The organism is Palleronia salina (assembly GCF_900141995.1).
In the GTDB taxonomy this organism is placed as follows: Bacteria; Pseudomonadota; Alphaproteobacteria; order Rhodobacterales; family Rhodobacteraceae; genus Palleronia; species Palleronia salina.
The window spans coordinates 344,984-369,204 of record NZ_FQZA01000002.1 but is presented as its reverse complement, the minus strand read 5'-3'; the positions used below and the strand labels follow the sequence as shown (position 1 = coordinate 369,204).

General features: G+C 69.9%; 34 protein-coding genes and 1 pseudogene. 10 read left to right on the top strand and 25 right to left on the bottom strand.

Annotated features, from left to right (window positions below):
- The 3 genes from BUB76_RS04750 to BUB76_RS04740 are packed head-to-tail and all read right to left on the bottom strand — an operon-like array spanning nt 1 to nt 2,255.
- On the bottom strand, nt 1–447 hold the full coding sequence (locus BUB76_RS04750; RefSeq protein ID WP_073127275.1) for a YaiI/YqxD family protein: 447 nt from the start codon (nt 445–447) through the stop codon (nt 1–3).
- Nucleotides 444–1,274: an S-formylglutathione hydrolase gene (fghA, locus tag BUB76_RS04745; RefSeq protein ID WP_073127273.1), complete on the bottom strand. Its 831-nt coding sequence runs from the start codon at nt 1,272–1,274 to the stop codon at nt 444–446. Before fghA ends, BUB76_RS04750 begins: the two co-directional genes overlap by 4 nt.
- Before the next feature lie 60 nt (nt 1,275–1,334).
- Nucleotides 1,335–2,255: an AEC family transporter gene (locus BUB76_RS04740; protein ID WP_073127271.1), complete on the bottom strand. Its 921-nt coding sequence runs from the start codon at nt 2,253–2,255 to the stop codon at nt 1,335–1,337.
- An 80-nt stretch (nt 2,256–2,335) separates the two neighbouring features.
- Between BUB76_RS04740 and BUB76_RS04735 the strand changes: the two genes are divergently transcribed.
- Nucleotides 2,336–3,076, top strand: a complete 741-nt coding sequence (locus BUB76_RS04735; RefSeq protein WP_073127269.1) for a hypothetical protein — start codon at nt 2,336–2,338, stop codon at nt 3,074–3,076.
- 88 nt (nt 3,077–3,164) lie between these two features.
- Here the strand turns inward: BUB76_RS04735 and mbfA are convergent, their stop codons facing one another.
- The gene (gene mbfA, locus BUB76_RS04730) at nt 3,165–4,142 is read right to left on the bottom strand and encodes an iron exporter MbfA (RefSeq protein WP_073127266.1); all 978 of its coding nucleotides are present in this window, start codon (nt 4,140–4,142) and stop codon (nt 3,165–3,167) included.
- Between the two features lie 140 nt (nt 4,143–4,282).
- On the opposite strand from mbfA, the gene BUB76_RS04725 reads away from it, so the two are divergent.
- Entirely contained in the window at nt 4,283–4,930 is a 648-nt protein-coding gene (locus BUB76_RS04725; protein ID WP_073127262.1) for a TetR/AcrR family transcriptional regulator, read from the top strand.
- A 36-nt stretch (nt 4,931–4,966) separates the two neighbouring features.
- Here the strand turns inward: BUB76_RS04725 and BUB76_RS04720 are convergent, their stop codons facing one another.
- Genes BUB76_RS04720 through BUB76_RS04710 form a run of 3 tightly spaced genes read right to left on the bottom strand, consistent with a single transcriptional unit; the run spans nt 4,967 to nt 7,343 of the window.
- Complete coding sequence (locus BUB76_RS04720; protein ID WP_073127260.1) at nt 4,967–5,689, bottom strand: NYN domain-containing protein; 723 nt, start codon at nt 5,687–5,689, stop codon at nt 4,967–4,969.
- Between the two features lie 8 nt (nt 5,690–5,697).
- Nucleotides 5,698–6,171 carry a GNAT family N-acetyltransferase gene (locus BUB76_RS04715; RefSeq protein ID WP_073127258.1) on the bottom strand — a complete coding sequence of 158 codons (474 nt, stop codon included), beginning with the start codon at nt 6,169–6,171 and terminating at the stop codon, nt 5,698–5,700.
- Nucleotides 6,172–6,230: 59 nt separating this feature from the next.
- Nucleotides 6,231–7,343, bottom strand: a complete 1,113-nt coding sequence (locus BUB76_RS04710; protein WP_073127255.1) for an S-(hydroxymethyl)glutathione dehydrogenase/class III alcohol dehydrogenase — start codon at nt 7,341–7,343, stop codon at nt 6,231–6,233.
- 106 nt (nt 7,344–7,449) lie between these two features.
- Between BUB76_RS04710 and BUB76_RS04705 the strand changes: the two genes are divergently transcribed.
- Nucleotides 7,450–8,094, top strand: a complete 645-nt coding sequence (locus tag BUB76_RS04705; RefSeq protein WP_073127253.1) for a DUF3108 domain-containing protein — start codon at nt 7,450–7,452, stop codon at nt 8,092–8,094.
- A 34-nt stretch (nt 8,095–8,128) separates the two neighbouring features.
- On the top strand, nt 8,129–8,416 hold the full coding sequence (locus BUB76_RS04700) for an I78 family peptidase inhibitor (RefSeq protein WP_073127251.1): 288 nt from the start codon (nt 8,129–8,131) through the stop codon (nt 8,414–8,416).
- An 8-nt stretch (nt 8,417–8,424) separates the two neighbouring features.
- Here BUB76_RS04700 and BUB76_RS04695 read toward each other — a convergent pair whose 3' ends face one another.
- Entirely contained in the window at nt 8,425–8,799 is a 375-nt protein-coding gene (locus BUB76_RS04695; RefSeq protein WP_073127248.1) for a SpoIIAA family protein, read from the bottom strand.
- Between the two features lie 120 nt (nt 8,800–8,919).
- On the bottom strand, nt 8,920–9,552 hold the full coding sequence (locus BUB76_RS04690; RefSeq protein WP_073127246.1) for a glutathione S-transferase family protein: 633 nt from the start codon (nt 9,550–9,552) through the stop codon (nt 8,920–8,922).
- 131 nt (nt 9,553–9,683) lie between these two features.
- Here BUB76_RS04690 and BUB76_RS04685 point away from each other — a divergent pair, with 131 nt between their 5' ends.
- Nucleotides 9,684–11,339: a Y-family DNA polymerase gene (locus BUB76_RS04685; RefSeq protein WP_073127244.1), complete on the top strand. Its 1,656-nt coding sequence runs from the start codon at nt 9,684–9,686 to the stop codon at nt 11,337–11,339.
- Nucleotides 11,340–11,541: 202 nt separating this feature from the next.
- Entirely contained in the window at nt 11,542–11,892 is a 351-nt protein-coding gene (locus BUB76_RS04680) for a DUF2794 domain-containing protein (protein WP_073127549.1), read from the top strand.
- A 25-nt stretch (nt 11,893–11,917) separates the two neighbouring features.
- Here the strand turns inward: BUB76_RS04680 and BUB76_RS04675 are convergent, their stop codons facing one another.
- The 7 genes and pseudogenes from BUB76_RS04675 to BUB76_RS04655 form a co-directional block, all read right to left on the bottom strand.
- Nucleotides 11,918–12,313: a (R)-mandelonitrile lyase gene (locus tag BUB76_RS04675; protein WP_073127242.1), complete on the bottom strand. Its 396-nt coding sequence runs from the start codon at nt 12,311–12,313 to the stop codon at nt 11,918–11,920.
- A 20-nt stretch (nt 12,314–12,333) separates the two neighbouring features.
- Nucleotides 12,334–12,969 carry an NADPH-dependent F420 reductase gene (locus BUB76_RS04670; protein WP_073127240.1) on the bottom strand — a complete coding sequence of 212 codons (636 nt, stop codon included), beginning with the start codon at nt 12,967–12,969 and terminating at the stop codon, nt 12,334–12,336.
- A 53-nt stretch (nt 12,970–13,022) separates the two neighbouring features.
- A complete protein-coding gene (locus BUB76_RS18125) occupies nt 13,023–13,217 on the bottom strand; it encodes a carboxymuconolactone decarboxylase family protein (RefSeq protein WP_236737856.1) in 195 nt (64 codons plus the stop codon).
- Nucleotides 13,214–13,789: a carboxymuconolactone decarboxylase family protein gene (locus BUB76_RS04665; RefSeq protein ID WP_236737855.1), complete on the bottom strand. Its 576-nt coding sequence runs from the start codon at nt 13,787–13,789 to the stop codon at nt 13,214–13,216. Before BUB76_RS04665 ends, BUB76_RS18125 begins: the two co-directional genes overlap by 4 nt.
- A 110-nt stretch (nt 13,790–13,899) precedes the next feature.
- The gene (locus BUB76_RS04660; RefSeq protein WP_269085816.1) at nt 13,900–14,544 is read right to left on the bottom strand and encodes a LysR substrate-binding domain-containing protein; all 645 of its coding nucleotides are present in this window, start codon (nt 14,542–14,544) and stop codon (nt 13,900–13,902) included.
- A gap of 15 nt (nt 14,545–14,559) precedes the next feature.
- A pseudogene (locus BUB76_RS18120) lies at nt 14,560–14,733 on the bottom strand (helix-turn-helix domain-containing protein); the annotation flags it as partial.
- A 119-nt stretch (nt 14,734–14,852) separates the two neighbouring features.
- Nucleotides 14,853–15,341 (bottom strand): (R)-mandelonitrile lyase, encoded by a 489-nt coding sequence (locus BUB76_RS04655; protein WP_073127238.1) that lies wholly within the window; start codon nt 15,339–15,341, stop codon nt 14,853–14,855.
- Between the two features lie 340 nt (nt 15,342–15,681).
- Here BUB76_RS04655 and BUB76_RS04650 point away from each other — a divergent pair, with 340 nt between their 5' ends.
- Nucleotides 15,682–16,035 carry a cyclophilin-like fold protein gene (locus BUB76_RS04650; protein WP_073127237.1) on the top strand — a complete coding sequence of 118 codons (354 nt, stop codon included), beginning with the start codon at nt 15,682–15,684 and terminating at the stop codon, nt 16,033–16,035.
- A gap of 54 nt (nt 16,036–16,089) precedes the next feature.
- Nucleotides 16,090–16,836 (top strand): SDR family oxidoreductase, encoded by a 747-nt coding sequence (locus BUB76_RS04645; protein ID WP_073127235.1) that lies wholly within the window; start codon nt 16,090–16,092, stop codon nt 16,834–16,836.
- A gap of 155 nt (nt 16,837–16,991) precedes the next feature.
- Here BUB76_RS04645 and BUB76_RS04640 read toward each other — a convergent pair whose 3' ends face one another.
- The 5 genes from BUB76_RS04640 to BUB76_RS04620 form a co-directional block, all read right to left on the bottom strand.
- Complete coding sequence (locus tag BUB76_RS04640) at nt 16,992–17,393, bottom strand: DUF6010 family protein (protein WP_139250773.1); 402 nt, start codon at nt 17,391–17,393, stop codon at nt 16,992–16,994.
- Nucleotides 17,394–17,629: 236 nt separating this feature from the next.
- A complete protein-coding gene (locus BUB76_RS04635) occupies nt 17,630–18,100 on the bottom strand; it encodes a c-type cytochrome (protein ID WP_073127231.1) in 471 nt (156 codons plus the stop codon).
- 3 nt (nt 18,101–18,103) lie between these two features.
- A complete protein-coding gene (locus BUB76_RS04630; RefSeq protein WP_073127229.1) occupies nt 18,104–18,580 on the bottom strand; it encodes a DUF411 domain-containing protein in 477 nt (158 codons plus the stop codon).
- A 66-nt stretch (nt 18,581–18,646) separates the two neighbouring features.
- Nucleotides 18,647–18,961 (bottom strand): hypothetical protein, encoded by a 315-nt coding sequence (locus BUB76_RS04625; protein ID WP_073127228.1) that lies wholly within the window; start codon nt 18,959–18,961, stop codon nt 18,647–18,649.
- Between the two features lie 49 nt (nt 18,962–19,010).
- Complete coding sequence (locus BUB76_RS04620; protein ID WP_073127226.1) at nt 19,011–19,562, bottom strand: hypothetical protein; 552 nt, start codon at nt 19,560–19,562, stop codon at nt 19,011–19,013.
- 68 nt (nt 19,563–19,630) lie between these two features.
- On the opposite strand from BUB76_RS04620, the gene BUB76_RS04615 reads away from it, so the two are divergent.
- On the top strand, nt 19,631–20,155 hold the full coding sequence (locus tag BUB76_RS04615) for a Crp/Fnr family transcriptional regulator (RefSeq protein WP_175550264.1): 525 nt from the start codon (nt 19,631–19,633) through the stop codon (nt 20,153–20,155).
- Between the two features lie 18 nt (nt 20,156–20,173).
- Here the strand turns inward: BUB76_RS04615 and BUB76_RS04610 are convergent, their stop codons facing one another.
- From BUB76_RS04610 to BUB76_RS04600, 3 genes are all read right to left on the bottom strand, one after another.
- Nucleotides 20,174–21,007, bottom strand: a complete 834-nt coding sequence (locus tag BUB76_RS04610) for a C40 family peptidase (RefSeq protein WP_073127224.1) — start codon at nt 21,005–21,007, stop codon at nt 20,174–20,176.
- Complete coding sequence (locus tag BUB76_RS04605; RefSeq protein ID WP_073127223.1) at nt 21,004–22,404, bottom strand: leucyl aminopeptidase family protein; 1,401 nt, start codon at nt 22,402–22,404, stop codon at nt 21,004–21,006. Before BUB76_RS04605 ends, BUB76_RS04610 begins: the two co-directional genes overlap by 4 nt.
- A 63-nt stretch (nt 22,405–22,467) precedes the next feature.
- Nucleotides 22,468–22,854: a hypothetical protein gene (locus tag BUB76_RS04600; RefSeq protein ID WP_073127221.1), complete on the bottom strand. Its 387-nt coding sequence runs from the start codon at nt 22,852–22,854 to the stop codon at nt 22,468–22,470.
- 137 nt (nt 22,855–22,991) lie between these two features.
- On the opposite strand from BUB76_RS04600, the gene BUB76_RS04595 reads away from it, so the two are divergent.
- A complete protein-coding gene (locus tag BUB76_RS04595; protein ID WP_073127219.1) occupies nt 22,992–23,639 on the top strand; it encodes a carbonic anhydrase in 648 nt (215 codons plus the stop codon).
- An 89-nt stretch (nt 23,640–23,728) separates the two neighbouring features.
- On the opposite strand, the gene BUB76_RS04590 is transcribed toward BUB76_RS04595, so the two are convergent.
- Complete coding sequence (locus tag BUB76_RS04590) at nt 23,729–23,929, bottom strand: hypothetical protein (protein ID WP_073127217.1); 201 nt, start codon at nt 23,927–23,929, stop codon at nt 23,729–23,731.
- Nucleotides 23,930–24,221: the final 292 nt, after the last annotated feature.

The following is a 24,221-nucleotide window of genomic DNA, read 5'->3' as shown; positions in this document are numbered from 1 at the left end:
CTAGCCCGCCGCCGCGCGGCGCAGCGCCAGGTCCAGCGCGTTCAGGAACCGCGACCGGTCGGCCTTCGAGAACGGCTTGCCACCGCCCTGCCGGAACGGATCGGCGGCGCGCAGGTCGCTCATCAGGTCGCGGGTGGCCAGCGCGTCGCCCATGTTGGCCTCGGTCAGCGCGCTACCATCGGGGCGCAGCACCCGTGCGCCGGCCGCCACGCATTTCGCCGCCAGCGGCATATCTGTGGTCACGACGACGTCGCCCGCGCCCGCCCTCTCGGCGATCCACATGTCGGCGGCGTCGGGTCCTTGGGGGACGAACACCATTTCCACCAGCGGATTCGGCGACGGCCGCAGCCCACCGTTCGACACCATGGCCACCGGCACCTTCTGGCGCGTGGCCACCGCTTCGACCTCGGCCTTCACCGGGCAGGCGTCGGCATCGACGTAGATCACGCCCAGAGCGCCTCGGCATGCATGGCGACGTGGTCATCGATGAACGAGGACACGAAGAAATAGCTGTGGTCATAGCCTTTCTGCATCCGGAAGGTCGCGGGCTGGCGGCGGCGCGCGATTGCGGCGGCCAGCGCCTCGGGCTTCAGCTTGTCGAGGAACTGGTCCTCGGTGCCCTGGTCGATCAGCATGGGGCCGTCGAAGCCCCGCTCTTCCACCAGCACGCTGGCGTCGTGGCGCCGGCGCGCAGCCTTGTCCGCGCCAAGATAGGCGGTCAGCTGCGGCACGCCCCAGTCGCTGTCCAGGGTGTTGGCCATGGGTGCGAAGGCCGACACGCTGCGGAACCGCCCCGGCAGGCCCATGGCCAGCGTCAGGGCGCCGTGCCCGCCCATGGAATGGCCGGTGATGGCCTGCCGCTCCATGTCCAGCGGGAAGTTCTGCGCCACCAGCTCCGGCAGCTCGTCCGCGACGTAACTCCACATCTTGAAATGCTCCGACCACGGTCCTTCCGTCGCGTCCACGTAGAACCCCGCGCCCTGGCCCATGGCGAAGTCGTCGTCGTTCGGCACATCCTCGCCGCGCGGCGAGGTATCGGGAAAGATCAGGGCGATGCCCGCCTCGGCGGCGGCGGCCTGCGCACCGGCCTTGGTCATGGCGTTCTCGTGGGTGCAGGTCAGGCCCGACAGGAACCACAGCACCGGCACCGGGCCCGAGCGCGCCTCTTCCGGCAGGAAGACCGCGAAGGTCATGTCGCAGGCGCAGGCGCTCGAGCGGTGGCGATAGACGCCCTGGGCGCCGCCGAAGCTGGCGGTTTCGGAAACGGTTTCCATGGTGATCCTCCTCGCGGGTTCCGTGCGTGAGCTAGCGCGCCCGCGCGGGACGGTAAAGCGTCACACCAGCCGCGACAGCACGAAGGTCACCGTCGCCACCGAAACCACGGTCGACACGAGGATCGCCGCCGACGCCCGCTGGGGGGCCACGGCGTAGCTTTGCGCCATGATGAACACGTTGCCCGCTACCGGCAGCGCGGCCGCGGCCACCATCACGCCGGCGGCGAAGGGCTCGACCCCCAGGAGCAGGAACGCCGCGACGGCCACGGCCAGCGGGTGCAGCACCAGCTTGCAGAACGACAGCCACGCCGCGACCGACAACCGCTCGGCAGACTTGCCCGCGAGGGACAGGCCGATGGCGAACAGCGCGCCGGGGGTTGCGGCGGCACCGAGGATCTCCAGGAACCGGTCGGCCGGCCCGGGGATCGGCAGCGACAGCCCCGACCACAGCAGGCCCAGCGCGATCGACACGATCATCGGGTTCTGCAGGACCCCCAGCACCACCTTGCGCAGGATCGACGCGGCGCTGCCCTCGCCCCGCGACCAGGTGATGAGGATGACGATCAACGACCCGAACACGATAAGGTCCACCACCAGAACCTGCAGGATCGGCCCCACCGCGCCGTCCCCCAGCAGCTGCCCCAGCATCGGGATTCCCAGGAAGCCCACGTTGCCGATGACCGCGCATTGCGCCTCGACCGCGGATTCGGCCATACCCCGTCCGCGCCAGAGCGACACCAGCGTGGCCAGCAGGTAGACCGCCAGCGTGCCGCCCAGGTAGGCCAGCATGAACCGACCGTTCAGCACGTCGCCCAGGTCCAGCCCGGCGGTGAAGCGGAAGAGCAGCGCCGACAGCGCGAAGTAGAAGACGAAGGCGGTCAGCGCCGCCGCCGCCCGCGCGTCGAACATCCCCCGCAGCCCGGCACCGTAGCCAAGGCCGATCAGGGCGAAAAAGGGGATGGTCTGCGCGAGGACGTCCATATCGGTTTCAGCGCTAGCGGCTGGCGCTGCAACGCACAAGCCGCTTGGCCCGCGCGACCGCTTGCGCCACTCTGCGGCCGATGCTGGACGCGGCCTTTCAACACCTGCGCGGAACCGGGAACGTGGGCGACGACGCCTGCTGTCCCGCCGCCTATTTCGACTTCGGCAAAACGGTGGTGCAGGGCTACGGCCAGCCGATGCCGCCCGCGCGGCTGGCGATCTTCGGCGGTGGGCAGACCTTCCGCCAGGCCGCGCAGGGCGTGATCCTCGACAGCCCCGCGGCGCGCCACCGGGTGGTCTGGGGCGTCGGCATCACCGCGCGGCAGGCCCGCAGCTTCGACTTCGACCTGATGCGCGGCAGCGCGGCGCTGGTCGGCAGCCGGGTGAAGGACACGCCCGGATGCGATTTCGTGCCCTGTGCCTCGGCCATGTCACCGCGGCTCGACACGCCGTCCCCGGCGCGCGTGCCCGTGGTGCTGTTTTGGCACGCCCGCAAGAGCGACGCCCTGGCGCGGCCCGCCCACGTGCCCGCCCGGTCGAACCAGGGCGTCACGCTGGCCCAGGCGATCGAGTTCCTGGCCATGGGCGAAACGGTCGTCACCAATTCCTACCACGGCACGTTCTGGGCCATGTGCCTTGGCCGGAAGGTGCTGTGCCTACCCTTCTCGGACAAGTTCGACGGCTTCCTCGACGCGCCCGCCACCGCCGCGCCCGGGGACTGGCCAGACCACCTCCACCGGGCCCGCCGCCACGGCGAGACGCTGGAGCACGCCCGCTCCGCCAACCGGGCGTTTTTCGACCGGGTGATGAACTTCGGTTGATCCGCCAATTCCGGCGCTGCTGCCTCATCACTGGTCCGAAAATACTCACGGCGAACCGGCCGCGCCGGGGATGTCGCGTGATCGGCGCTCAGCCCGACCCGATCAGGATCCCCGCCGCAAGCACCAGACCGCCGCCCGCCACGACCTGCAGCGCCGCTCGGATGAACGGAGTCTCCATGTAGCGGTTCTGGATCCACGCGATGGCCCAAAGTTCGACGAAAACCACGATGATGGCGATGATCGTGGCGGTCCAGAAATCGGGGATCAGGTAGGGCAGCGCGTGGCCCAGCCCGCCCACCGTGGTCATCACGCCCGACGCGATGCCGCGCTTCATCGGCGACCCGCGCCCCGAGATGGCGCCATCGTCGCTCGCCGCCTCGGTGAACCCCATGGAGATGCCCGCCCCCACCGATGCGGCCAGCCCCACCAGGAAGGTCTGCCACGTATCGCCGGTGGCGAAGGCCGCGGCGAAGATCGGTGCCAGCGTGCTCACGGAACCGTCCATGAGCCCCGCCAGGCCCGGCTGCACCCACGTGAGCACGAACTGGCGATGGGCCGACCAGTCCTCGCTGTCGCGGTCCGCGTCGCCCAGGTGCTCGGCTGTGAGCGTATCGGCCAGCTTCCCGTGTCCCGCCTCGGCGGCGGCCAGGTCGCCCAGCAGGGCCCGCGTGCGCGCGTCCCGCGCCGACGACGCCGCGCGGGTATAGAAGGCCTCGGCGTCCCGCTCCATCATCGCGGCCTCGTCCCGGATCCGCTCCAGCCCGAGGTTCTCGACCAGCCAGACCGGCCGCCGCGCGTAGAAGCCCGCCACGTGCTCGCGCCGCAAAAGCGGGATGACGTCGCCGAACCGGGCCACGTGCAGGGCGATCAGCTGTCGGCGGTGGCCGTCCTCCTCCTCGGCCATGCCGTCGAAGACCTTGGCCGTGGCGGGAAACTCGTCCCGCAGCCGCGCGGCATAGGTGCGGTAGATCCGGGCGTCGTCCTCTTCCGACGAGATCGCCAGCGCGACGACCTCCTGGTCGCTCAGGTCCTTGAAATGACGGCGATAGGGCAGTCCGGGTATCATCTGGGGCTCCGCCGGTGGGAAAACATGTCCGTCCCAGTCTGTGCCCGCGGCGCGCCGCGGGACAAGTCCCCGCTTGGTCCCGCCCCTTCCCTTCGCAGCGGGGGATGCCTATTTCTAATGCATGGACGGAAACGCCGCCGATGCCGCGCGGCGACCCTGCAGAAGGTGGGCGCGTGAACAAGCCTGAAACGATCAAGAAGGGCCGGAAGTACCAGCAGGTGCTGTCGGGCGCGCGCGAGGTCTTCATGGCCGACGGGTTCGAAGGGGCGAGCGTCGATACCATCGCCCGCAGCGCCGGCGTCAGCAAGGCGACGCTCTACAGCTACTTCCCCGACAAGCGGCTTCTGTTCATGGAGGTGGCCACCTGCGAATGCGGCAAGCAGGCCACCGCCGCCATCGACAGCCTGAACATGGACGCGCCGCCGGCCGAGGTGCTGCGCGTGGCGGGCAACCACATGCTGGGCTTCCTGCTGTCGCCGTTCGGCCAGCGCGTCTTCCGCATCTGCGTCGCCGAGACCGACCGCTTTCCCGAACTCGGCCAGCGGTTCTGGGACTCGGGCCCCGGCCTGATCGAACGCACGCTGGATTGCTACTTCGACCGGGCCATCGCCCGCGGCGAGCTCGTGGTCGAGGACAAGATCCTGGCCGCGCACCAGTTCGCCGAGTTGTGCAAGGCGCAGCTGTTCCCGCGGCTGGTCTTCGGGTTGCAGGCGGACTTCACCGAGGCCGAGCGCACCCGGGTCGTCGACAGCGCGGTCGAGATGTTCATGGCGCGGTACGGCGCCTGACAGGCGCTCCGCCGCAACCGTCGCTGGACGCCCGCGTCAGTCGACCCGGCGCACGTGGAGCTGGTTGCCGATCTTCTTGGTCTCGAACCGCTTCAGTTCCTGCACAAGGTCGCTGAGCTTGCGCATCCCGTAGGTACGGGTGTCGAAATCGGGGTTCTCGGCGGTGATGTACTGGCCCAGCTGGCCCAGCGCGTACCACTCGTCGTCCTGCTGGATCTTGTCCATGGCGCGCAGGATCAGCGGGACCGCCTCGATGGGCGCGACCTTGCCCGCGGGCGCGCGGCCGCTGTCCTCGGACTTGGGCTGGATCGGCTCGTCCACGATGTTCTCGATCAGGATGAACCGGTTGCACACGTTGCGCAGGGCCTCGGGCGCCTTTTTCTCGCCGATGCCGATCACGTCCAGCCCCTGCTCGCGGATGCGGTTGGCCAGCGCGGTGAAGTCCGAATCCGAGCTGACCAGAACGAAGCCGTCGAATCGCCCGGTGTGCAGGATATCCATGGCATCGATCACCAGCCCGATATCGCTGGCGTTCTTGCCGACTGTATTGGCGGTTTCCTGGTGCGCCACCAGGCCGATGTCGCGCACGGTTTTCGACCAGTTCGACAGCCGCCCCGACGACCAGTCGCCGTAGACCCGGCGCAGCGCCGGCTCGCCGAAGCTGGTCACCTCGCGCAGGATCGGCTCGGCGAACTTGGCGGGGATGTTGTCGGCGTCGATCAGCACGGCGTAGAGCGGGCGGTCGCGATCGGTGGGCATGGAACCTCTCAGAGAGTGCGGTGCAGGATCAGCGCGTCGGTAGGGCCGAGCCGGGGGTGGCGGAACGCCTGCGGCACGCGGCCCACGATGTCAAACCCGTAATCGGCCCAGATCCTCAAAGCGCGCGCGTTCGAGGCGACCACGAAGTTGAACTGCATGGCCGCGAAGCCGCGGTCGCGCGCCCGCTGCAGCGCGTGCTCCAGCATGGTGCGCGCCACGCCGCGACCGGCGGCCCCGGGCGCGGTGACGAAGCCCGCGTTGCAGACATGGTCGCCGTTGCCCTGCTGGTTGGGACGCAGGTAGTAGGTGCCCAGGTCGTCGCCCGCGATCCAGGTCTCGTGGGTCGGTCCGCACCAGTAGGCCAGCGCCCCCGCACGGTCCAGGTCTACGGGCAGGCAATAGGTCTCGCCCGCCCGCAGCATCGGCTCGAGCATGGCCCAGAGCGCATCGGCATGCCGATCCTCGTACCGCTCCAGCTTCATCTTTCCACAAATACCTCCGGGGGAGTCCGCGCAGCGGACGGGGGCAGGGCCCCCACCCCTCAGAACTCGACGACGGCGCGGATCGACTTGCCCTCGTGCATCAGCTCGAAGCCCTTGTTGATCTCGTCCAGGCTCAGCTTGTGGGTGATCATCGGGTCGATGTCGATCTTGCCCTGCATGTACCAGTCGACGATCTTGGGCACGTCGGTCCGGCCCCGCGCGCCGCCGAAGGCCGATCCGCGCCAGCTGCGGCCGGTGACCAGCTGGAACGGCCGGGTCGAGATCTCCTGCCCTGCACCGGCGACGCCGATGATGATCGACTCGCCCCAGCCCTTGTGGGCGCATTCCAGTGCCTGCCGCATGACGTTCACGTTGCCGATGCATTCGAAGCTGTAATCGGCCCCGCCGCCGGTCAGCTCGACCAGGTGCGCCACCAGGTCGCCCTCGACCTCCGAGGGGTTCACGAAATGGGTCATGCCGAACTGCTCGGCGAAGGCCTTCTTGTCGTTGTTCAGGTCCACGCCCACGATCATGTCGGCGCCCACCATCCGCAGGCCCTGGATCACGTTCAGGCCGATGCCGCCCAGGCCGAAGACCACGCAGTTGCTGCCCGGTTCGACCTTCGCGGTGTTGATGACCGCGCCGACGCCGGTGGTCACGCCGCAGCCGATATAGCAGATCTTGTCGAACGGCGCGTCCTTGCGGACCTTGGCCAGCGAGATCTCGGGCAGGACCGTGTGATTGGCGAAGGTCGAGCAGCCCATGTAGTGGTGGATCATCGTGCCGTCGGGCAGCGAGAACCGCGAGGTGCCGTCGGGCATCACGCCCTGCCCCTGGGTCGACCGCACCTTCTGGCACAGGTTCGTCTTGGGGTTCAGGCAGTATTCGCACTCGCGGCACTCGGCGGTGTAGAGAGGGATGACATGGTCGCCCACTTCCAACGAGGTGACGCCCTCGCCCACCTCGACGACGACGCCCGCGCCCTCGTGGCCCAGGATCGCCGGGAACAGGCCCTCGGGGTCGTCGCCCGAGCGGGTGAATTCATCGGTGTGGCACAGGCCGGTCGCCTTGATCTCGACCAGAACTTCGCCCGCCCGGGGGCCTTCCAGGTTGACCTCCATGATCTCCAGTGGCTTTCCGGGGCCCATTGCGACGGCGGCGCGGGTTTTCATGACGGCGGTCTCCCTTACTATGCTGCTGCGCAACCTGCGCCGAGACGTCCGGAAATTGCAATCACCTTCCCTGTTGCGGACCGTCCGAAAGCCTACTTGGATTGCCATGAAATCACTGCTTGCCCTTCTCGTCGCCGCCTGGCTGCCGACCTCTCTCGCGGCCGAGACCCGCAGCTTCGACGTCCGGCTGGCCGGCGCGACCATGGGCCGGGTCACGGTAGCCCTGTCGGGCGGCAACGGACGGCTGGACAGCGTGCTGGACAACACCCCGCTGGGCGTGGGCGACGGCCGGTTCACGGCCACCACGCGGGCCGGGGCCTATCGCAGCCTGGGCGAAAGCGGGGGCGAGCGTCGCGCCATCGATATCGACTTCGCCGGCAACCGTGTGGCGGCGGTGCGGATCGCCCCCCCGGGCGAGGCGACGGCCGCCTCGGATCCCGGCCAGATTCCCGCCGGCGTGCTGGATCCCGTCCAGGGCTTCGCCCGCGTGGCGCTGGCCGATGGCTGCCTCCGCCCCTTCCGCATCTACGACGGACGGCGCACGGTCAGGGTGGGGCTGGTGTCCCAGTCGCGGGATGGCGGTCTGATCCGGTGCGACTATGCCTACGACGTGGTGCAGGGGCCGGGCCACGTGTCGCCCTTCCGCTTCCGGCAGATCCGCATGTCCGCCCGCTATGCCCCCGGCGCCTCCGGCGCGCGGGACATCCGGCTGTCGGCGGGACCGTTTACGGTGACGCTCGCCGCGCGCTAGGGTCCGGGCGACACATCACCGAAAAGGACAAGCCATGCGCGCCCCAGCCCTCGCTCTCGCCCTTCCGATCCTCGCGGCCTGCCAGGCCAGCGCGCCGTCGGCCCCCGCGCCCGGCGCATCGGCGGTGGACCCGTCGGTTTGCGGGGCGGACGGGCTGCAAGGCTTCGTGGGCGGCCCGGTGGGCCCGGCGCAGCAGGCCGCCGGGCAGTCGATCACCCGCGTCTATGCGCAGGGCGACCCGGTCACGATGGACATGCTGCCCGAGCGGATCAACATCGTCACCGACGGGCAGGGCACGGTCCTTGCCATCACCTGCGGCTGAGCTGCCGGTCAATTCGCCGTCCCATCGAGCCAGGCCTCGGCGGCCGCGTCGTCATCGGCGCGGAAGCTCTTGATATCGAGCCCCGGGAACAGCGCCCCCTCGACCTCGGCCGCGGTGCGCAGCCACGCGGCATCGCTCAACACGGCGCAGCGGTCGAACCGGCCCAGCAGCCCGAACAGCTGCGGCAGCCGGGCGAATTCCACCGCCATGGCGCCGAGCGTGGGCAGCGCGAAGGCGTTGATGCGATAGAGCAGCTGCGCCCGGTTCATGTCCTGCGACAGCGCGATCAGCTTATCCAGCCCCTCGCGCATGGTTTCGGAATCGATTTCGCCGGACAGGTCGATCTCGATCCGGTTCGGGGCGGTCTTCTTGACGGTCAGCATGGCGCATCTCCTCGGTCGGCATCCGATGTACCAAGCCTAGGGCCGACGCGCGGACCGCGCCTTGATATGCGTCAACGGGGCGGCAGCCTGGCACCGCCCCGCTGACCCTCGTTCGTGAGCTCAGCCGAGGTTCGGCTCGGTCTTGGCGAAGGCCTGATCGTCGCTCAACCGGTCCCACCAGCCCTGCATCCCGCCGACACCCAGAAGCTCGTCCTTGTGGGGGGTCAGGCCCGCGTAGAACATCACCGGTCCCAGCCAGTAATCGGCCAGCGAGATGCTGCTGCCGGCCAGCCACGCGTCGCCCCCGCGGATGTCGTCGATCAGCGTCAGGATGGTCTTGGCGCGCTCCACCGTCTCGTGATGTTGCGCCTCGCTGGGGTTGCCGATGAACTCGGGCATGATGTGATAGAAGGCCGTGCCCACCAGCGCGTCGTAGCCGTAGGAATTCACGATCGACATGATCTCGTACATGCGGGCGCGGTCCCAGGCGCTTTCGGGCAGGGCCGAGGGGCCTTCACGGGTTTCCTCCAGGTACATGGCGATGGCGGTGGTCTCGCGGATGCGGTGGCCGTCGGTGTCCAGCACCGGCACCTTGCCCAGGGGGTGACGCTCCAGGTGCTCGGGCTGCTTCGGTTCGCCTTCCAGGACGTTCACCTGCACCTGGTCGAAATCCTCGTTCTTGCGGTCGAGGAGGATCTTGACGGTGCGCACGTAGGTCGATCCGTCGAATCCGTAGAGGGTGGTCTTGGCCATGCCGGGGCTCCTTCCCTTTGGTGTGATCTGGACCCGCAGGATAGCACGGCGCGGCAGTCCGGCGACTCGACTCGGGCCACGGGCGGCCCTAGAACGGGAACATAACGGAAACATCTGCTGCCACAGGTGCCATGCCCCATCGCCGTATCCTGTCGCTGTGGTTCCCGCGCCTGGGGGCCGAGCGGATCCTGCGTCTCGAACGCCCCCCCGAGGACGCGCCCTTCGCGGTGGTCGCCGATCTCGGCAACGCGCAGGTGCTGTCGTCGCTGAACGTGGCCGCGTCGCGCGCGGGGCTGCGCCGCGACCAGCCGCTGGCCGATGCCAATGCCATGTGCCCTGCGCTGCTGACCCGCTGGCAGAATCCGCGGGCCGAGGCGGCGTTCCTGTCGGTGCTGCGCCGCTGGGCCGGCAAGTTCTCTCCTTGGGTGGCCGAGGAACCGCCCGCGTCGCTGGTCATCGACCTGACGGGCTGCGCGCACCTGTTCGGGGGCGAGGACGCGCTGCTGGACCAGGTGGAACGCGACTGTGCCGACCTGGGGCTTTCGGTGGCCGCGGGCGTGGCCGACACGGTGGGCGCGGCCTGGGCGCTGGCGCGGTATGCGGGCCGCGCGGCGGGGCCGGACCGGTCGGGCGACGCCATCGACCAGGAGGCCTATGCCACCCGGTCGCGCGCGGCCAAGCGGCGCAACTGGGAACGGGGCGGCCCGGCCCCCGCCATCCCCACGGCCAAGGCGCGCGCCACCCGCATCGCGCCGCCCGGCGGCACCTACGGCGCCATCGCGCCGCTGCCGGTGGCCGCGCTGCGCCTGCCCGGCGACCTGGTGGCCGAGTTGGGGCGGCTGGGCCTGCGCCGCATCGGCGACCTGGCGGGACAGCCGCGCGCCGGGCTGGCGCGGCGGTTCGGCCGGCACCTGGTGCAACGGCTGGACCAGGCCATGGGCGCCGAGCCCGAGCCGGTGTCGCCCGCCGCCCCCGACACGCAGTTCGCCGTGCGGCTGACCCTGCCCGAGCCCATCGGGTTGGAGGCGGACGTGCTGGCCGCCATCGACCGGTTGCTGGTGCCGCTGTCGGACAAGCTGCGCGCGAAGGGGCGCGGCGCGCGGCGATTGCGGCTGGAATGCCACCGCAGCGACGGCACCATGGGCTTTGCCGAGCTGGGGCTGGCGCGCCCCACGGCCGAGCCCGACCGGATGCGCCCGCTGCTGGCCATGAAGGCGGCCGAGATCGACGCGGGCTTCGGCATCGACATGGTGCGGCTGCTGGCCCACGTGACCGAGCCGGTGTCGCCGCGCCAGCATCGCGGCCATTCCGACGCGGCCGACGACGCCCGCGCGCGGCAGGCGGATCCCGCCCCGCTGGACGACCTGGTGGGCCGCATCGGCGCGCGCATCGGGCTGGACCGGATCACTCGCCATCACCCCGCCGACAGCCACATCCCCGAAAAGGGCGCGCGGGTGCTGGCCGCCGCGTGGTCCGAACCGGCGCCTCCCTGGCCCGCCGCGCCCACGCCGCGCCCGCCCTTCCTGTGGCCGCCCGAGCCGGTGAACGCCCCCGCCGCGCCGCGGCTGGCCGAGCACTTCCGCTGGCGCGGCCGGCACATGGAGGTCGCGGCGCTGACCGGCCCCGAGCGCATCGCGCCGGAATGGTGGCTGGACGACCCCAACTGGCGCAGCGGCGTCCGCGACTACTGGCAGGTGCGCTGCACATCCGGCGATTGCCTGTGGCTGTTCTTCGCCCACGGCGCCGAGATCTCGGCCGGGTGGTACTGCCAAGGCAGTTTCGGATGATCCGTGTGGGGAAAAGCGATGCCCGGTGCCGCGCACTGGTGGGGGCCATGGTGGCGCGACACCGGGAGTAGCGTTCTTCGCTATGTCTCCTTATTGCCCGGCGACGTGGCGATCGCGGGACCGAGTTGGCGCGACAAATGGGTCATTTTGCGGCGAATCGATGACGCTTGCCAAACTGCCGACGTCCCCCCACCTTGGGGGCATGAACGTGATCCAGCCCACTCCGTTTCCCGGACGCCCCGATCCCAACGACCGCGTGGCCTTCGACCGGTCCGAGCTCGGCGCGATCCTGACTCTCTACGGCCGCATGGTGGCCGCGGGCGAATGGCGCGACTACGGCATGTCCTTCCTACGCGACGTGGCCGTGTTCTCGGTCTTTCGCCGCACCGCTGAACACCCGATCTACCGGATCGAAAAACGGCCCCGCCTGCGCAACAGGCAAGGGCAATACGCGGTGATCGGGATGGACAACCAGATCCTGAAGCGCGGGCACGACCTGAAGACCGTGCTGCGCGTGCTGGAGCGCAAGCTGATCCGCCCGGTGGACGACTGACGCAGCGCCAACCGGGCGCGGACCCTCAGCCCTCGTAATCCTCGTCCGACACCTTCTCGAGCCAGGTCACCGGCGATCCGTCGATGCTTTCCTGGATCGCGATGTGGCTCATCGCGGTGTCCGGCGCCGCGCCGTGCCAGTGCTTCTCGCCGGCGGGAAACCAGACGATGTCCCCTTCGCTGATCTCCTCGATCTCGCCGCCCTCGCGCGCGACGCGGCCGCGGCCGAAGGTGACGATCAGGGTCTGGCCGGCCGGATGGGTGTGCCACGCGGTGCGCGCGCCCGGCTCGAACGTGACGTGGGCGCCGGCGACGCGGCCCGGCTCCTCGGCCTGGAACATGGGGTCGATGCGGGCGGTGCCGGTGAAATACTCCTCGGGGCCCCGGGTCGAGGCATTTTGCCCCGCGCGTGTGATCTTCATGGTAATCTCCTTTCCTGCGCTCAGCGCAGCTTGTCGAAACGGTAGGTCAGTACCGGCCCACCGGGCTGGCCGTAAGCCAGTACGGCCGTGACCATGGCGAAGGGTTCGGCGTAGCGGCCGGCCGTCAGCCCGCCGGCCTCGAGCGGGTCGAGCCCGATATCCCGGATCAACGCGCGGACCGTTTCCTTGGCTCCGTCGTCATCGTCGTAGAGCATCAGGTGCGGGCGCGGCACGGTGTCCTTGCGGGCGAAGACCGGGTCGAAGGATTCGGACGGGCTGGTATTGAAGCACGACACCCACCGCGCGCCGGGCCGCATCCGCGATAGCTCCTCGGCGCCCGAGGTCTCGGGACCGAGGAACAGCGCGTCGTTGCCGTCGTTCAGCGGGGCGCAGCAGTTCAGCACGACCTTGCCGGCCAGGTCGCCCGCCTGATCCAGCACGTCGCCGATCCGCGACCAGTGCACGGCCAGCAGCACGGCATCCGCCGCGGCGACGGCCTCGGCGACCAAGCCCGCCGTGCCGCCGGATCGCTGAGCCAGCCGGTCGAGCTTGGCGCGGTCGCGGGAATAGGCGAAGGTCACGTCGCGGCCGCAGGCGGCCCAAAGCGCGCCGAGCTTGGCCCCCATCAGGCCCGATCCGAGCATCCCGATTTTCATTTCGCCCTCCTGTCAGCGGACGCCGGCGGGGACGGACCCCGCCGGCGCATGGCTCACTGCGAACGGCTTTCGAAGACATCCGCGGCCACGGGCATGGCCGAGAAGACGCGCGGCCAGCTGGCATAGAAGGCCAGGTGCGACAGCATCGCGCCCGCCTCGTCCTGCGTGAGGCCGTTATCCATGGCGCGATTGAGGTGGAAGGTCATCTGTTCCGGCTGGCCGGTCGCGATCAGCGCGGCGACGGTCACGGGACTGCGGTCGCGCGGTTCCAGCGCCGGGCGCAGCCAGAGGTCGAGGAAAGGAGCTGCTCGGTGTTGTCGACGACGCCCTGGCTCACGTCGTCATAGGTCGACTGCACCGTTTCCTGGCGGGCCTCCTCGGCCTCCTGGTCCAGCGGCAGAAGCTCGGGGGCGAGGGCGGGCAGGTCATCCACGGTCACGCCGCGCTCGTCGTAGACCGGGGCCGCGGCTTCGGCGGCGGCGACGGCGTTGCCCCAGCCCGTGTAGAAGGCGAGATGCGTGATCGTCTCGGAAATCTCGGCGGGCGTCACGCCGGCGTCGAGGGCCAGCGCGATATGCTCGGACAGGCCGTCGGTCTCGTGCCGCTTGATCTTCGCCGCGACGGTCACCAGCGCCCGATCGCGCATGGAAAGCTGCTCATCGGTCCAGACGCTGCCGAAAAGGTCGTTCTGGGCATAGGCTTCGAGCTTCGGCGCGACCTGGCCCACGGCGTCGGGCAACGTGGTTCCGAGGTCCTGGGCCGGGGCCGCCGTGGCGGCGGGTCCAAGGGCGAGGGCAGGTAGGGCAAGGCGCGTCGTCATGGGGCGTCTCCTGTCGGTGAGGTTGCTGTTACCGACCGACTTGGGGCCGGACCGCCGAACCTTAATGGGCCGGGTCGGCAAGCCGCTCATGAGCGGCCTTCATCAATCGCTCATCCCCGCTCGCGCAGGGCGTCGAGCACGACCTGGAACGCGGACGAGGCGCGCAGGCGGCTGGGATAGAAGATGTGGAAGCCCGGGAAGGACGGGCACCAATCCTCGAGACAGGTTTCAAGCTCACCATCGGCCAGCGCCCGCGCCGCCAGCCGTTCGGGCACCAGCGCAAGGCCGATCACGTCGATGGCGGCCTGCATCACCGGTCCGATGGCATTGGAACAGGCCTGCCCGCCGACCTTGACAGTCAGGTCGTTGCCGTCGGGGGCCTCGAACTCCCACGCGTAGAGCCCGCCGTGGTTCGACAGGCGCAGGTTCACGCAGGGCAGCTCCGGCAAGTCGTACGGTGTTTCGGGGCGGCCGTGGGTTTCGTAGAACCCGGGCGCGCCAACGCAGATCATCCGCTCGTCCGGGCCGATCCGCACCGCGATCATGCCATCGCTCACCTGGTCCCCGTAGCGCACGCCGGCATCGCATTGCGACGCGGCAAGATCGGTGTAGCCGTAATCGTTCACCAGCTCGATCCGCACGGCCGGATGGTCGCGCAGAACCGGGGCCAGCTTGGGCCTTGAAAGCGTCTCGATGGCGTAGTCGGTCGCCGCGATGCGGACCGTGCCGGTGGGCTGGTCGCGCGCGTCGTTCAGCGCCAGCAGCCGCCCCTAGATCTTCTCGAAACAGGGGTTGAGCGTGGCGAGCAGATCCTCGCCCTCGAGCGTCGGCGCGACCAAGCGGGTGGTGCGCCTCAGCAGCCGCAGGCCCAGCCGGGCCTCGAGCGACTTGATCGTGTGGCTCAGCGCTGACTGCGACACGTTCAGCCGCGCGGCGGCGCGGGTGAAGCTGCGCTCTTACGAGACGGCCGCCAGGGCGATCAGGTCTGTGATGTTCTCGCGGAGCATGAGCGCCGCTCGGGTCTGCGGGTCGGTTGCACTGCCCCGTGACACATGCGCCGCGCTCATGACGTCCGCCGATTATTCAGAGATTCTCGCTGCCCGTATCCGGCGTCGGTGACGTGCTCGCCCCAGACCACTGCCGACCCGTCGACGACCTCCTGAATGGCGTTGTGCGTCACCGACGTGCTTGCGGTGGCCCCGTGCCAATGCTCGACATCCGACGGGCACCAGATCACGTCACCGGCCTGCATGGTGATCCGCTCGGCCCCACGCTCCTGCGTCCAGCCAGTACCGTGGGTGATGACCAGCTTCTGGCCGCCGGGATGCGTTTGCCAGGCCGAGCGCGCGCCGGGCATGAACGTCACCTCGCCCGCGCTGACCGGCGCCATGTCGGAATGGTGGACCGGCGCCACGTAGACGGTGCCGGTGAACACGTCCGCGCTGCCGATCGGGCCGGCGCGATCCTCGGCGCGGGTGATCTCCATGGATTGTGCGAACGCGGCGGGCGCGGCGAGCGCCAGGGCGAGGGTGGGTGTGAGAAGTCGTTTCATGCCGGTCGTCTCCTGTTTCGGGTGGCGGTGTCCAGGTTCTGGAACGTCTGCCCGTCGGAAATGGTGCCGGAACGCGCCCGATCATCGGCGCCGGGCGGGATGCGGTCCTGAGCGCGCCTCATGAACGCGGAGGCGGGCGCAGCCGCAATCTTCAGCGGGACTTATGAAACCTTGTCATGAGTGGATGCAATTCACCGCGGTTTATCCCGGGCGGCCGGCGCCTCTAGATCCCGTTCATCGAAACGCGGCGGAGGGCGCCATGCGACAATCATACCGTGCGGCAGCGCTTTTCGCTGCGCTGACATTCGGAGCCTACGCCACAGCACAGGAGGAACCCGGAATGACAAGGATCACCGTCACCGTCGGCGAGACGACGCTGGCCGCCACGCTGGACGACAGCCCCGCGGCCCGCAATTTCGCGGCGATGCTTCCGCCCGAGCTGACGCTTTCGGACTACCCCGGCATCGAGAAGGTGGCCGACCTGCCCCGCGCGGTGGATACCAGCGCGGCGCCGCCCAGCTACACGCCGCGAACGGGCGATATCACGATCTACGCGCCCTGGGGCAATCTCGCCATCTTCTACAAGCCGTTCGAAGCGTCGCGCGGGCTGGTCCGCCTGGGCGCCTTCGACGATCCCATCGACCCGCTGATCCGCGACGGCGACTATCCCGTCCGCATCGCGCGGGCCGACTGACCTCCCGGGCGGCCCGGCGGCCGTCCCGATCAATTCCGAAGAAAGGAAGATACAATGACCGACAACATCACCGGAAAGGTCATCGTCATCACCGGCGCGTCCAGCGGCATGGGCGAGGCCACCGCGCGTGACCTGGCCGCCAAGGGCGCCAAGGTCGCGCTGGGTGCGCGCCGCCAGGACCGCCTGGATACCATCGGGCAGGAAATCGAGGCCGCGGGCGGTGAAGCCGTCGCACTGGCCACCGATGTGACCAAGCGCGAGGAGGTCGAGGCGCTGGTCGCCAAGGCCAAGGACACGTTCGGCCGCATGGACGTGATGTTCAAAAACGCGGGCCTGATGCCGCTGTCGCCCATGGAGAGCCTGCGCGTGGACGAATGGGACCAGATGGTCGACGTCAACGTGAAGGGCACGCCCTACGGCATCGGCGCCGTGCTGCCGATCTTCAAGGAACAGAAGTCCGGCCAGATCATCAACGTGAGCTCGGTCTACGGCCACAAGGCAGTCGCCACCGGCGCGGTCTATTGCGGGACCAAGTTCGCGGTGCGCGCCATTTCCGAGGGCCTGCGGCAGGAAGTGAAGGACTACAACGTGCGCGTCACCGTCATCTCGCCCGGCGCGGTGGATACCGAACTGACGCAGCACATCTCCGAGCCCGAGCTCGGCGACCAGGTCCGCGGCTTCGTCAAGGACATCGCGGTGCCGTCCTCGACCATGGCCGACATGGTGGCCTTCGCCGTGTCCCAGCTCGAGAACGTGGACGTGAACGAGATCCTGTTCCGCCCGACGGTTCAGCCGGTCTGATCCGACATCCCGCCTTGCGCCCCCGTCTTGGAGCGGGGGCGCCACCGGGCGCTTCGACACCAGCAGCCGACGAACAGGCCAACGGCCAGCCACGCGCAAGACAGCGGGGCGAGAAAGCCTTGCGCCATGCCATATGCTGGCTTGTTGCTGCCCAGTCAGCGGGCCTCTCCCCGCACGGGTTCCGGCCGCAGGGTCAGCAGCCACAGCCCCAGCACCACGTCGATTCCGATGCAGAAGGGGCCCCACCAGCCCGGCGCGGGGCTGTTCAGGGCGGTGTGCGCGACCGCGTCGAACAGCCCGTGCGCGATCATCCCGACGCCGACCCAGGCCAGCCGGGTCCGGTAGCCGAGGATCGCAACCGCGGTGAACAGCGCCGCGATCATGGCTTGCACGACGAAGGCGGGAAAACCGCCGTGGTCGACCGCGAAAACGGGGTAGAACAGCGCGATCGCCACCAGCATCACAGGCCCGGTGGCGCGGTCACGGGACATTCCGCTGAGCCGCAGCAAGACGATGGCCAGCAGTCCGAAGGCGATCCCGGCAAGAAACGGCAGCATCATGGCTCCTTCCAGAGGGTCACGGGCGGCGTCGCGACGGTGGTGATCGCCGCCGTGACCAGCAGGATCAGCACAACTGCGCCCCCTTCCATCGCGATGGACCGCCGAAGCGCGCCCGATGCGCCGGGCTGGCCTTCGAGCGGGCCGACGCTTCGCCTCCGACAGCCGCCAGCGCGCCGGTCGTCACGAGGGTCGTCGGGGTCTTTCGCATGTCCTGTCTCCTGTCAGACGCGGCATCACTGTGCGGCGCGGGCGTTGATCTCGTCATGGGCGGCGCGGATCTCGTCCGGCCAGGTGGACTTGATGAAGGACAGCGCGGCGCGGATTTCGTCGTCGCTCAGCCGTCCGGCGAAGGCGGGCATGCCGGACTCGTAGTCGGGATCCCCCAGCACGGCGCCCAGCCCGTCGCGGGTCAGGGCGAACAGCATGGCGTCGGGGTGGTGCCAGGTGTGCCCCGTCTCGTCGTGCGGCGGCGCCGGCATCAGGCCATCCGCGCCCGGGCTCTGCCAATCGGGCTGCCCTTGCAGGTCGGCGCCGTGGCAGGACGCGCATTCGGCGTCGTAGACACGACGCCCCAGCGCGATCTCGTCCGGGTCGTCCGGGCGCAGCAAGGCCGCGTCCCCACCATGATCCGGGCCGATGACCAGGAAGGCGGCCAGCCCCGCCAGAAGGGCGAGGCCGGCCAGCGCATAGAGCGGACGTCGCACCGATCAGACGTCGAAGGGACGCTGCGTGCCCGCGCGGTAGAAGACGCGGCCCGCGCCCGCCGACCCGCCGAAGGCGATCACGTCGTACCGCGCATTCGGGTCGTCGCCCATTCCGGGCGAGCCCATGGGCATGCCCGGCACCGCGAGGCCGGTGATGTCGGGCCGGTCGCGCAGCACGGCTTCCATCGCCTCGAAGGGCACGTGGCCCTCGAAGACGTAGCCGTCCGCGTCGACGGTGTGGCACGAAACGAGGTTGGCCGGCACGCCGCGCGCGGCCTTCTGGGCGCCGGGGTCGGTCAGATCCTCGACCGTAACGGCGTATCCGCGGGCACGGGCCAGGTCGGCCCAGGCGTGGCAGCAGCCGCAATTGGGCGAGGACAGCACGTGCAGCGCAGTGCCCGTGGCGGCGCGTGCGGCGGGGGTGGCGGAGATCAGCGCGGTGGCGCCAAGGCCGGTGAGAAAAGCACGACGGTTGGTCATGGGAATGGGTCCTGTTCGGAGAAGTCTGGATGCGCCGGAGCGCGTGGATTGAAGGGGATCCAGTCGTCAGACCTTCGGCGGGCCCAGCGGCGGTTCGCACAGGAACCCGTCCGCGAACCGTCCGCCGGACACCGCGAAGTGAACCGGGACCGGCAGCGTGGCGGGCCGGGCCGTCCACGCGCCGACCGCGAACAGGTCGCCGAGGCAGGACGCGGTCCGGCCGGACAGTCCGTCGCAGCACGCCATGTCGGCGGCACCGTCCCCGTGGTGCGGCATTTCGGTCGTGGCGAAATCGCCGCCGCGCGGCGCGGCGTGCGCCGCGTCGAGGCTGGCAACGAACAGGAGCGCCAGCGACAGGAGTGCCGAAAGACCGATTTTCATCGGGCGAGAGAGTAGCGTTTCCGCCCCCCATCGACAACAGGGCGCACCCTCAGTGGGGCATCTCGCCGCGTGCGATCGCCAGGTGATGCGCGCGGTGATGATCCTGGCTGGCCATGAGGCCGAAGAACCCCAGCCCCCGGATCCGCGCCGTGGTGGCGGCATCGTCAGCTGTGACGGTCAGGACGACATGGTCGTCCCGCGCCTCGACCGCGACGGTCCAGGACGGATCGGCGGCCAGTTGCTTGGCGTGGGCCGGGACCATGCGGCGCAGCGCGGCAAGGACGCGCGCATCGCCGGTCGCGCGCGCCGTGAGGCCGCCGTCGATCGCGTCGGTTTCGACCTGCGCCCGGGTCGCCAGCAGGTCCATGTCGACCAGGTGCGCGCGCAGGCCATCCAGATCGACGCGCGACCAATCGGTGTGCGGGTCCGACTCGAGCAGCTGGACGACCTCGGACAGCGCGGCGAAGGCGCCCTGCCCCGGCTCGGTCAGGGTCGCGGGGGCGGCGCCATGGGTCATCCCGGCGGAATGGTCGGCGTGCTGGGCCTGGGTCGCGAAGGGCGCGGCCAGGGCAAGGATCGTCGCGGTGACAAGGCGGAACATGGGGATCTCCTGTCTCGATGGTGCTGTCAGACTATCGCGCCCCCCCGCATCGGCGTATGATCCGGATCATGTCCAAGCTTGCCGTGCTTTTCGCCCATGCGCCGCTTACGCGGGTCGACGCGGGACAGCCGGTGTTCCACCGCGACGATCCGATCAGGGACGCCATTTTCCTGGAGTCGGGGTCCATCGCGCTGGTGCGCACGTTGTCGGAGGGCGAGACGCTGACCCTGCACGTGGCGCGGCCCGGCACGCTGCTGGCCGAAGCGTCGCTTTTCGCCGCGCGGTATCATTGCGACGCCAAGACCCGCACCGACACTGCGCTGCGCCGGGTGGCCCGCGGGGCGTTTCTCGAGGGGCTGGCGGAATCGCCCGCGACGTTGCTGGACCTGTTCGCGGGCGCGGCGAAAGAGGTGCAGGCCCAGCGCGCGCGGGTCGAGATCCTGCGCATGAAGCGGCTGCCCGACCGGCTCGACGCCTGGATCGCGCTGAACGGTGCACCGGCCGACCGGCCCTGGACGGAGGTGGCCGAAGCCATCGGCGTCAGCCCCGCCGCGCTTTATCGTGAGCTCGCGAAACGGCGAAAGGCAGGCTGACCGGGGCGTTTCGGCCGCCTATGACAGCCGCCGCCGGCCGGTCACCGGGCCGCCGCCCTGCGATTCGATCCGCGCGATGGCGTCGACGATGGGCTCATAGCTCGTCGCCATGTGGTGGGCGTTGGCATGGATCAGCACTTCGCCATCCACCGCCATTGCCACGTGACCCTTCCAGAACAGCAGGTCGCCCCGCGTGATGGCCGCATCCGCCGGCAGCGGCTGGCCCACCACGCCCTCTTGCAGGTCGCTGTCGCCCGGGCAGGGATGCCCCGACGCCAGGAGCGCCGCCTGGATCAGCCCCGAGCAGTCGATGCCGTCGGACGAGTTGCCGCCCCAAAGGTACGGCACACCGAAGAACAATTGCGCGACGCTGGCCGGGTCGGTGAAGGGCCGGTTGGCCGGTCGCAGGTGGGGCCGCGGGACGTGGGTGCCATCGTCGAGTTCGAAGAACGTGTCGGACGCGGCCACCACCCGCAGCCGCGCGCCGAAGCTCAGGCGCGCGATGGCTGGGATCTTCATGTCCGGCGCGGGATAAAGGTGGCTGGCCGGGACGCCGATGATATGCGTGGCCGCCACCGGGTCGCCCAGGTCGATCTCGGGCACGTAGCCCACGTAGCCGTCCCGCTCGGCCCGGATGAAGGCCATGCCGCCCGCGCGTTCGTAGACGCGCACGGCCTCGCCCCGCAGCAATTGCCGGTCCCGGGCCACCCGGTCGGGCGTGGTCCAGATATCGGTGATGGGCGCCGTCACACTGGCCGCGCTGCCCTCGGTATAGCTCAGGGCCTCGACCATGCCTTTCAGGTGCGCGGCGGCGACGCGGCCATTGGCGGGGGTGAGCCGACGGTCGCTCATAGACCCAGAACCCCGGGCAGCGCGGCAAGGATCGCGCGCGCCCCCTGCCCGACGCCGCCCTTGGGACGCGCGGGCGCCGATTGCGGCTGCCAGCCATAGATGTCGAAATGGGCGTAGCGCGTGCCGTCGCCGGCGAAGCGCCGCAGGAACAGCGCGGCGGTGATGGCGCCGGCGAACCCGCCCTTGGGCGCGTTGTCCAGGTCGGCGATCCCCGGCTCGATCATCTGCTCGTAGGGCGCCCAGAACGGCATCCGCCAGACCGGGTCGCGCGCCGCCGCACCGCCCGCCGCGAAGGCCGCCGCGATGCCGTCGTCATCGCAGAAGAACGGCGCCAGGTCGGGGCCGACGGCCACCCGCGCCGCGCCGGTGAGCGTGGCCATGGAAACGGTGAGGTCCGATGCCTCCTCGGCGGCCAGGGCCAGGGCGTCGGCCAGCACCAGCCGGCCCTCGGCATCGGTGTTGTTGATCTCGACCGTCTTGCCGTCGCGGGCAGTCAGGATGTCGCCGGGGCGGAAAGCGTCGCTGCCCACCGCGTTCTCGACCGCCGGGACCAGGACGCGCAGCCGCAGCGGCAGCTTCAGCGCCATGATCATGCGCGCGAGGCCAAGAACCGTGGCGGCCCCGCCCATGTCCTTCTTCATCAGCCCCATGGACGCGCCGGGCTTGAGGTTCAGACCGCCGGTGTCGAAGCATACGCCCTTGCCCACCAGCGTGAGGCGCGGGCCGGTGTCGCCCCAGGTCATCTCGATCAGGCGCGGCGCGCGATGGGGCGCGGCGGCGCGGCCGACCGTGTGGATCAGCGGGAAATTGGCGTCCTTCAACGCGTCGCCCGCGGTCACCGTGATCCCGGCGCCGAACGCGGTCGCCAGGTCCCGCGCGGCCGATTCCAGCTCGGCCGGGCCCATGTCGTTGGCGGGCGTGTTGATCAGGTCGCGGGTCAGCGCCTCGCCCGCCGCGATGGCGGCGATGCGGTCGGCGTCCACGGCGGTGGGCGGCACCAGCCGGGCCGCAGGCGATGGCGCCTTGGCATACCGGCCGAACGCGTAGCCGGCCAGCAGCCAGCCCAGCGCGGCCTCGGCCGCCGCGTCCGGATCCAGGTTACCTGCCAGCTGCCAATCGCCTTCGGGCAGCGATGCCCGCGCCCCGCCAACCAGGAACCGGTGCCGGTCGCGCTGGCCCGCTTCGCCCAGGCCCAGCACGGCGCCGTGGACCCCGCCCGTCTTGGACGGCACCACGATCACCCGGCCCGCCTGCGCGGCGAAGCCCGCTTTGTCGAGCCAGTTGCCGACATGGGCGGGTTGATCCGCCCGCCACGCCTTCAGGTCGTCCGGCCCCAGCACCCAGAGCGGGCGCGCATCGGCATCGGCTGGGGCAAATCCGTCGGAAAGGTCGGGCATCGGGCTGTCCTGGCAGGGTCAATTCCTGCCATTACTAGGGCAGCGACAAGCGCGTGCAACCGCTCAGGCGCCCGACGAATGGTCGGCCTCCTCCCAGATGCAGGTCACCGCCTGGTCGCCCAGGCGGACCAGCCGGGCGACATTGGCAGCCAGCGCCGTGCGATCCGGCGACCCGGCCAGGGCCGCCGTCGCCTGGGCCACCCGGAAGGCGCGGCGCAGACCCAACCCCCGGGCCAGCCGCGCGGCGTCGCATGCGGCCTCGGCAACGCCGCTGGGCCGATCGTCGCGCAGGGCGACCGACGCGCGCAAAAGCGCCTTCGCCAGCCGTTCCAGTCGCCGTTCGATCACCGAGCTGGGACCGCCGCCCGCCGGTCCGCGCCCCAGTTTCAGCAGGCGCGACAGGTCCTCCGGCGTCGGCTCGACCGGGTTCAGACTTACGATATCAGGCATCCATCTTCCCTTTCATCCCCGACCGCCACCATGGCCCAAGGCTGCTAACAATTGGTGTCGGCCCGCGCGATCCGGGGTCGCAAAAGCATTCAATCGGGGCTAACTCCGCAAGAAGGCCGTAACCGAGAGGAGCCGAGATGATCCCCGCCAAGCCGCTTCCGACCTATCTGGTGCAGCGTTTCCAGGGCTGGCACGCCACGAGCTTCGTCGAGAACGAGCATTGGTTCAAAAGGCTGGTGAACGAGGGGCAGCGCCCGCGCGTGATGATGATCTCGTGCTGCGACAGCCGGGTCCACGCGACCGACATGTTCGGCGCGGAACAGGGCGAATTCTTCCTGCACCGCAACATCGCCGCGATGGTTCCGCCCTACCAGCCCGACGGCCAGCAGCACGGCACCTCGGCCGCGGTTGAATACGCGGTGGCCGCCTTGCAGGTGACCAACCTCGTGGTCATGGGCCACTCGTCCTGCGGCGGGGTCAAGGGCTGCTACGACATGTGCTCGGGCAACGCGCCCGAGCTGGAGAAACCCGAAAGCTTCGTGGGCCGCTGGATGGACATCCTGCGGCCCGGATTCGAGAATCTGCCGGAGGGTGATGAAGGCGAGCGCACCGTCGCGCTGGAGAAGGAAGCGGTGAAAGTCTCGCTTCGCAATCTCATGACCTTCCCCTTCGTGTCCGAACGGGTCGAGGACGGCCGGCTTAACCTGCACGGCGTCTGGAACGACATCGCCGCGGGCGAAATCCACGTCTACAACCCGGTGGCCGACCGCTTCGCCGCGATCTGAGGCGCGGGCCGGGGTCGTTCCACCCTCCGGTGAACGATCCCGGCCCGCGGGCGCCGCGCCCGGGGACCGGGGGCGCCGTGCCCGACCGTTCAGGCCGCGTGGCGGGCCATCGGACGGGCGTGTTCGGGAGAAAGCGCCGTGATCTCGGACAGCACCCGCAGGACCGACCCGCGCGGAAGAGGATCCTCGTCCAGGCCGTCGACATCCAGGAACACGTTGGTCCGGGACAGTCGGTTCAGGCGCAGGGCGCGCCGGCGGCCGGCGCGGGCTTTCTCGATCATTTCAGACATGGCTTGCTCCTTTCGGCTGGGGCGGGACCGGATGGGTCACCGCCAGGCGGGGCAGGTCGCCGAGAAGATCCCGAAGGACCGGCTCGACATCCTGCCGTCCGATCCGTGGCCGCGCGATGGCCCGGCTGGCAGGTGCAGGGCCCATCGCGGGCCTGGCGATACGGCGATTATTCAAGAAACAGGTCATTGTGGCGGTCACCCTTTTCCCGGCACGCCCGCCCCCCGGACGTGTCCATGACCGCAATTCACCACGGGCTGGTTTGCGCCCGCTTTCGATTTCCCCGCGGATTTT